This is a genomic window from Microbispora sp. H11081, from assembly GCF_012999535.1.
In the GTDB taxonomy this organism is placed as follows: domain Bacteria; phylum Actinomycetota; class Actinomycetes; order Streptosporangiales; family Streptosporangiaceae; genus Microbispora.
This window is the reverse complement of the sequence record NZ_JABBWV010000031.1, coordinates 1-7345: the sequence shown is the minus strand read 5'-3', so window position 1 is coordinate 7345 and position 7345 is coordinate 1. Positions and strand designations below refer to the sequence as shown.

The 7345-nt window shown below is 63.8% G+C and carries 7 protein-coding genes; 5 read left to right on the top strand and 2 right to left on the bottom strand.

Annotation, left to right across the window (positions count from 1 at the left end; all coding sequences use genetic code 11):
• Positions 1–1777 precede the first annotated feature (1777 nt).
• Positions 1778–2410 carry a recombinase family protein gene (locus HHX31_RS33305; RefSeq protein ID WP_211590676.1) on the bottom strand — a complete coding sequence of 211 codons (633 nt, stop codon included), beginning with the start codon at positions 2408–2410 and terminating at the stop codon, positions 1778–1780.
• A 305-nt stretch (positions 2411–2715) separates the two neighbouring features.
• Here HHX31_RS33305 and HHX31_RS33300 point away from each other — a divergent pair, with 305 nt between their 5' ends.
• Positions 2716–2922, top strand: a complete 207-nt coding sequence (locus tag HHX31_RS33300; RefSeq protein ID WP_169953773.1) for a hypothetical protein — start codon at positions 2716–2718, stop codon at positions 2920–2922.
• Positions 2919–3335, top strand: coding sequence for a PIN domain-containing protein (locus tag HHX31_RS33295; protein ID WP_169953771.1), 417 nt, complete (start codon positions 2919–2921; stop codon positions 3333–3335). Before HHX31_RS33300 ends, HHX31_RS33295 begins: the two co-directional genes overlap by 4 nt.
• 201 nt (positions 3336–3536) lie before the next feature.
• On the opposite strand, the gene HHX31_RS33290 is transcribed toward HHX31_RS33295, so the two are convergent.
• Positions 3537–3716 (bottom strand): hypothetical protein, encoded by a 180-nt coding sequence (locus HHX31_RS33290; protein ID WP_169953760.1) that lies wholly within the window; start codon positions 3714–3716, stop codon positions 3537–3539.
• 433 nt (positions 3717–4149) lie between these two features.
• Here HHX31_RS33290 and HHX31_RS33285 point away from each other — a divergent pair, with 433 nt between their 5' ends.
• The 3 genes from HHX31_RS33285 to HHX31_RS33275 form a co-directional block, all read left to right on the top strand.
• On the top strand, positions 4150–4578 hold the full coding sequence (locus HHX31_RS33285) for an Rrf2 family transcriptional regulator (RefSeq protein ID WP_169953758.1): 429 nt from the start codon (positions 4150–4152) through the stop codon (positions 4576–4578).
• Between the two features lie 89 nt (positions 4579–4667).
• Positions 4668–5405, top strand: a complete 738-nt coding sequence (locus HHX31_RS33280) for an NIPSNAP family protein (protein WP_311932499.1) — start codon at positions 4668–4670, stop codon at positions 5403–5405.
• Positions 5406–5698: 293 nt separating this feature from the next.
• Positions 5699–7345: WD40 repeat domain-containing protein (locus tag HHX31_RS33275; RefSeq protein WP_211590674.1), on the top strand; the 1647-nt coding region annotated here is incomplete at its 3' end.

Below are 7345 nucleotides of genomic sequence, written 5' to 3'. Positions count from 1 at the left end.
ACCCCGAGGGCCCGTGGAACCCCGCCCACCCGACGCGACAGCCGGGCCACCAAGCTGACCACGGCCGCGAAATCACACTCCAGCCGAACCGATCAGCCACCCACCGGATGAGCGCGAAAGATCGAGGCTAAATTGAGCCAACTCAGGTTTCCTACCACAGTAGGGCGGTTGATGAGATAGATCGAAAAGTCATCGAACATATCCGGGACTACGGAGAGGTCAAAGATGCCCCGTAAGCCAAAAGTATCGCCTGAGAACAACGAGCTATTTTTTAACGAGGCTCCACGACCCAGGTCGACACTCAGGTCAACAAGGGGCGGTAAGGCTTCCACTCTGGACATACCGCTCTAGCGGACTGGGTACCGCTGTCACTGGCGCCTATCCTCAGGTAGCGGAGAGTAAAGAGCGCAGGGGCGCGCCGCTATAAATATTGCGTCCCTGTTACCCGGCCAGCTCAATAGCCAATACGCCCCGCACGTCTAAGTGGGGATACCGTGTGCAGAACGACGCGAGTCGCCGAGTTATTTCGCCCAGAATCTGCAGCGCGGTGCGCTCGGGGTCTAATAACCTTGCGACTTCTGTCTTTACGAGCGCATCTGGTGATGCGTACGCTGTCACGCGTTGCACCTTACAGTAGTGAATTTCTCTTCCATAGCATATCCCCACATAGGATCCAGCGCGCAAGCGCCGAACGTCGCGGTGCCCTGCTTCTGCCACAATGCTGATATGCCCATTAACAATCAGGCGATAAGTGCGCTCGTCTACGTTGATCGACATAATCGATCTAGGGTCGCGACCTAGTGGGAGAGGCTTTCCTTTAGGAAGCTCGCCGGCGCGGACGACACGGTTGCGTTCCCGCTCCCGTCGGTTACTGATCTCTATCACCCTTCGCGCCTCTGAAGTCAATCCGGACTCCTGGTCAGCCGGCTGCTCGCTAGACATGACAGCGCCCACCAGATCGTTATCATCCATCTTTCCGATGAGCCGATTGTCGTCTGAGTAGGCACGGTCAGAAAGAAGGCGTGACCAAAGTACTAGGTTCTCGCCCCAGGCTCGCCAGGCTTTTGCTTTTTTGTCTGACGGAACATCTTCTCGGTGGCGAATCCTGGTGTAGTCACGGTAGCTATCCACAAGGGACTGTCGAACCTCGGCAAGTTCCTGTGTAGCTGCGAGAGGAGCGAATGAGCTCAACTCATTTCTTTCGTTTAGGTAGGTAGAAAGATCGACTCTTCCGGAAGCCTCAACGTAGCGAATACAGGCTTGCACCCATTCCATGAGGCATAAACGCCACGCTTGATGGGATCGTTTTAGGTCGTGTGGAGACCCGTATCCTGACTGGATGGCCGCGCGGGCTCGATGGTAATGTTGGGCCGCCCACTTGATCTCCCGGCCGGCCTCTCTGAAAGAACTGCGCGCTTCTTCGTGTTCGAATTCATCCTGACCCTGAGATTCCAGCATTGCGTAGTTATTCTCCGGAATGGTGCTCGGTGATATGTGAATTGAAGGCCGACTCGGTGGACATAATGCAGTAAGTCGAGTAGTGCGGCTGCTTAGTCATGCCCGCCTGCTCCCTCGCGCATTTGGCGGAGGCTGGTGTAGGCACACTAGACACTTATTCTTGAATTAGGGGCGCGTCATATGCAGATAGTAGGTCTAACCGAAGGGTGATCGTAAAGAGCGACCTTTCCTTGAATCTCTATCCATTCGTACGCGTCGCACTTAGGGCATTCTGCTGCCTGTTTCTCGCGAGATGAGGATTCCCATGCCTGCAATGACTCTAGCTTCTGCTTAATTGCTGCACCAGTACGGAGCGCTGGTGGAGCTGTAAGCCACTTTGGTGGGTCATACTCAGGAACAGGGCGTCTAGGCTCTTGAGCGTCGTCGGGATCCAGTGACGCCCGGATGGTGTCTTCACGTCCCGTCGCTGGAAGTCCTTGCACACGCTCGCCAAGGATTCGCCGGCCAGCACGCGCCGGGTGGCCTCGCGGATGATGTCGGCTTCTTCGTCGATGACGGTGATGCGGTCTTCGGCGTAGCCGTCGGGCCGCATCCCTCCGCCGGAGACCTTGCCCGCCTCGGCGTTCTGGCGTCGCTGGCGCTTTTGTCGTTCGGCCTTGTGCTCCGCTTCCGGGCGGGCTGCGGCCCCGATCATGCGCGCGATCAGCCGCCCGGTCGGAGTGGCCAGGTCGATTTCCCCGGTGACCGTGGCGAGTTCGATGCCGCGCCGGTCGGCCAGGTCGATGACGTCTTCCAGCTCGCGCGGGGATCGTGTCAGCCTGTCGACGTGCCAGCACACGATGGCGTCGACAGTCCCGGCCTCGATGTCGCCGAGGAGTCTTTGCAATGCCGGGCGTGGGCTTCCAGAGTAGGCGCTGACGTCGTTGTCGGAGTAGACGTCGCGACCTGCCATTCTCGGCGTTCGGTCAGCGCTCGGCAGTCGGCTTCCTGACGGGCGACGCCGAGCCCGGCGCCCGCGCGGTCCTGGCTGATCCGGCAGTAGATCGCAGGTCTGCGCATGGGTCACATAGATACACGCTCGTTGGCACCGGTGTGACCTGCCCCGTCGGTCTGACGGCCGGCGAAGCCTGATCTCGCAGGAACCAGTCGGCCCGGAGCCCGGGCTGCCCCGGGCCGGCACAGCCGCTCTCAGCGGGTTGCGATCAGCTGCCGCGCCGCGCGGCTGTCCGGGGCGGTCCCGCTGATTACACTCGATACATGAGCGTGATGCGCGAGGAACTCCACCACCTGGTTGATCGGCTGCCAGAGGAGAAGGTGGCTCCTCTGCTCAGGCTCGTCCGCGATCAGCTCGAAGAGCCGCCTGTGGTACGCGACCTGCAGTTCATCGGCATGCTCGAAGCGGAGCCGGATTTCGCGGAACGCTCCGAGGAGATTCTCCGCGCGGAGGACAATCACTCTTTGTGATCGTCATCGACTCGGGTCCGTTGGTTGCGGCCGTGAACGTCCGCGACCGCCACCATCAGGCCTGTGCCCGACTTCTGCGGACCCATCCAGGGCCCTTGCTCGTCCCCGCGAGCGTGGTCACCGAGGTATGCCAACTCGTCGAGAAGCGGCAGGGGAGCAAGGCGGAGTCGGCGTTTCTGCGCTCCTTTGGAGCAGGTCTGACCTTGGTGGATCTCACAGAACGTGATCTGCAGCGTATGAGCGACCTGGTGGAGAGGTACGCAAGTCTCCCACTTGGGGCGGTCGACGCCTCTGTGATCGCCATTGCTGAGCGACTCGGCGTCACGGAAGTGGCAACACTTGACCGCCGCCACTTCACCGTCGTCCGTCCTCACCACACCGGTGCGTTCATGCTGCTACCGGAACAGCTCTGAGCGCCGTCCCGCCCCGCAGTCCTGAGCAGTGATCTGTTAATCGAACGGCACGGGCGCGAGCCCGTCGGCCTCACCGCCGGCGAGGGGCGAGCGACGGTACGACGAGTTTGGTCCAGTTCTGTGCGAGAAACCGGACACAGCGGGCGTGATCTTTGTCGGCCCTGTTGAATGCCGCGACCAGGGGTCCCGTGTCGCAGAGGATCACGCGGTGATCGCTCCGTCGGACTCCTCCTGGTGAGGATAGGTGAGGTACCGGTCATGGTGGACGCCGAGGTCTGCCGGCCCTTGTAGCACGCCGACGATCGCGGCGAGATGCCGTGGAAGCGCGGGCGCGTCGAGGGGTTCCTCAATGTCGGCCCAGCCTTCGTTGTCCAAGTCCATGCTGCTAAGCGTAGGCACCGACCTGCCCGCAGCCAGGGAGAAGTCACAGAGCGTGGTGAGGAGAACTTAGTGTCCCAAGTGAACTGCTACCACCAGCAATGTCTCTTCAAGGTGCCAAACGGCTACTGTGGCATCGACGGCACCGGTGTGATCTGCCCCCTCGGCCTGAAGACCTCCAGCGGGGAGTAGCCGTTGCTGAACCAACCGGGTGGCGCTTCAAGCCTCTACCGGTGACTTTTTGATCATTTCGCGTGTGTGTCGCGCTCGGTTTCGCCGATCGCCCCGACCACGGCGGAGCATCGGCCACCCCGTGATGATCGCCGGACCGCGTGAGGATGGCGGTGCCGATGTCCGCGTCCCCGAGGCAGCGGTCCGTCAACGCGGCTTGACCACCGCGTAGCTGTAACACAAAATGTTACGGCAAGGAGGGGTGATGGCAGCGAACAGTCGGTTGACCATCGCGACGCATGTGCTGACGTGGCTGGCGCTGGCGCATCGCCGCGGCCAGGAGGTGCTGACCTCGGACCAGGTCGCGGCAAGCGTCAACACCAACTCCGTGATCATCCGGCGCAGCCTCGGCGACCTGCGGCGAGCCGGCCTGGTGGAGGTCCGCCATGGTGCCGGCGCGGGCTGGAGTCTGGCCCGCGCCCCCAGAGAGATCACCCTGCTCCAGGTGTACGACGCGGTGGGCGGGGAGCCGCCGTTCGGTCTGCACCGTTCCGAGCCCAATCTGGAGTGTCCGGTCGGCCGAGGGATCCGGCCTGCCCTCAACCAGACCTACGGTCGGGTCGAACAAGCCATCCGGCGGGAACTGGCGGACACCTCCATCGCCGACGTGCTTCGCGAAGCGTTGAGGAACTAGCCGGCGGTACGGCGGCCGAATCCCGCCGTACCGCGGCACGGCCATTGCTGTAATAGAGATTGTTACAGCTTGAACAAGGAGTGAATCCGGTGGAAGCCGTACGGTGCCCGATCGTCGAACTGCGGCAGTACACACTGCACCCAGGACAGCGCGACGTGCTGATCGATCTGTTCGACCGGGAGTTCATCGAGACCCAGGAAGCGACGGGTATCACCGTCCTTGGGCAGTTCCGTGATCTGGACGACCCCGACCGGTTCGTATGGCTCCGTGGCTTCGAAGACATGCCGCGCCGCGCGAAGGCGCTGGAGAGCTTTTATGGCGGGCCGATCTGGCGCGCGCACCGCGACGAGGCGAACGCAACGATGATCGACTCTGATGACGTACTACTGCTACGGCCGGCTTCGGCGCGGGGCGGCTTCCCGGTCCCGGTGGACGCCCGGCCGGCTCTCGGCGAGCCGTCGGGATCATCGCGGGCGCTCATTCTCGCAACGATCTGGCACGGCGTCGGCCCGTTCTACGACGCGTTCGTTGAGTTCTTCGAGCGGCGAGTCCGGCCCGTGCTCACCGAGACCGGCGGCGAGCCACTGGCGTATCTGCGGTCGGAGCACGCTCCAAACACCTTCCCGGCGCTGCCCGTACGGACCGGCGAAGAGGTCTTCGTGTGGTTCGCACGGTTCGCCGACGAAGATCGACTCAACGAGCATCTGGATTTCCTGCAGCGCTCGGAACGCTGGTCCAAGGAGATACTGCCCGCTTTCTCCGAGCGGTGGGTGAGGGCGTCGCAACGGCTACGACTCGCGCCCACCGAGCGGTCACTGTTGCGATGAACTCCAAGGGGAGGGGATGCGCGCCCCGCATGGCACTCACATGCACGGGTTCCTGGATGACTTCGTCGTGCAGCCGATACGGGGCGCGAATCTCATCTCCGAATTAGAGCGTGGCGGCATCGGAACGTCCTCCGGTGATGCTCCGGCCGGAATGCCGCGACGAGGGGCGCCGAGCATGAAGCCTGAGATAATCCCGCGTTTTCTGGACAGCCGCTTGACGGTTGATTCATGCTGCGAACTCCCGGCGGGGGACGCGGTTTATGCTCGGGAGCGATTCGGCGACAGGGGTTCGGATGTTCTTTCGACGGCTGTCACGCATCCTCGCCGTGCTGGTTCTAGCCGGGTCCGTGCCGCTGGCCTCGGCCGGGTCGACCATCCTGAGATGGCCCCGGGCGGGCACCACCTGCCAGGAGACGTCACCATCACCCGGTGGCGTTCCCGCCTCGTTCGCGGCGCCCGTCGCGATGGACATGGGCGGTCACTCCGACGTGACCTCGGTGGCCGTGGGTGAGCTGGACGGCCGGCCCATCGCGATCAGCGCGGGTGCCGAGCACACCATCCGGATCTGGGACAGGGCCACTCTGAAACCGATCGGCGATCCGATCCCCGGCGACGGCCCGGTGGCGTACGGCACCGTCGACGGCAGACCCGTCATCCTCGGCCGAAGCCACGGGGCGCTCCAGAGGTGGGACGCGACCACTCGGCTGCCCCTCGGCGGACCGCTCCCCGCCGGGCGGTTCAGTGCCGTCGCGTTCGGCGAGCTCGACGGCAGGCCGATCGCCGCCGCGGCGGGCACCGACGGCGCCCACGTGTTCGATCTGGCGACCGGCCGCCGGATCGGTCCGCCCATCGGCACCGGGATCTTCGGCGCCGTCGCGCTGACCCGCGTCCACGGCGTCCTGCTCGTGCTGACCGGACAGAGCGACGTTGTGATCGCCTGGGATCCGGTGTCCGGAAAACCCGTCGGGAAACCGCTCACTCTTGAGAGCGAGTTCATCCAGACCATAAACACGATCAGGACGACCACGATCGGCGGCCGTCCGGTGGCCCTGATCCCCACGGCCGATCTCGGGGTGATCCGCTGGGATCTTGTCACGCGTGAGGCGACCTACCACTCGCTGGAGGGGAGGTTCGGCCCTTCGTCGCTCGCCGTGCTGAACGGCCGGACCGTGTTCGTCTCGGTCGACGCCGACGGGAGCACCGCCACCGACCATTACGGATCGAGGCTCCGAAGCTTGATCGCGGTCATCGATCCGGCCACCGGTGAGAGGGTGTCGTCCTTCGAGATTCCGGGGCACGTCACGTCGCTGGCGGTCGGTGATCTCGGCGACCGTCCCGTGATCGTGACCGGCGGGCGAGACAACGCCGTCCGCGCCTACGATCTCGCCACCGGCCGGGAATCCGCTCCTCCCGCCACCGGAGGGCCCAATGGTGGCATCTACGGAGTGAACGGCGAGCTGCGCGGCAGGCCGATCGTGGTGGCCCAAGGTAATGGTGACCACAGATCCCCCGGCGTGTGGGATCTCGGCAGCGGCAGGCAGCTGGACGCGCCGGTCAGGCTGCCCGGGCGCATCACCTCGTTCGCGACCGGCGACTACGGCGGACGAGCGGTTCTGGTCGCGGGGATCGCTTTCGGAGACTCCTCGATCCGGATATTCGATCTTGCCAGTCGTATGCCGATCGGCGAACCCCTCATCGGCTATGCCGGTTCCGTCAACGGGGTCGCGCTGACCGAAGCCGATCGCCGGGCGCTTGTGGTCGGAGCGGTCGACGAGCACGACGCGGCCGGTGACTCTTCTTCTACTCGGGGCGCGGCGGTACCTGTCAAGGTTTCTGAGACAGTGTCCTGCTACTTGGACGCTATGAGCGCTTGTGGGGTTGGTGGGTTGATCCAGGCGGTTGTTGGGAGAGGCGGCGGGGATGGTGGGCTGCCGAACCGT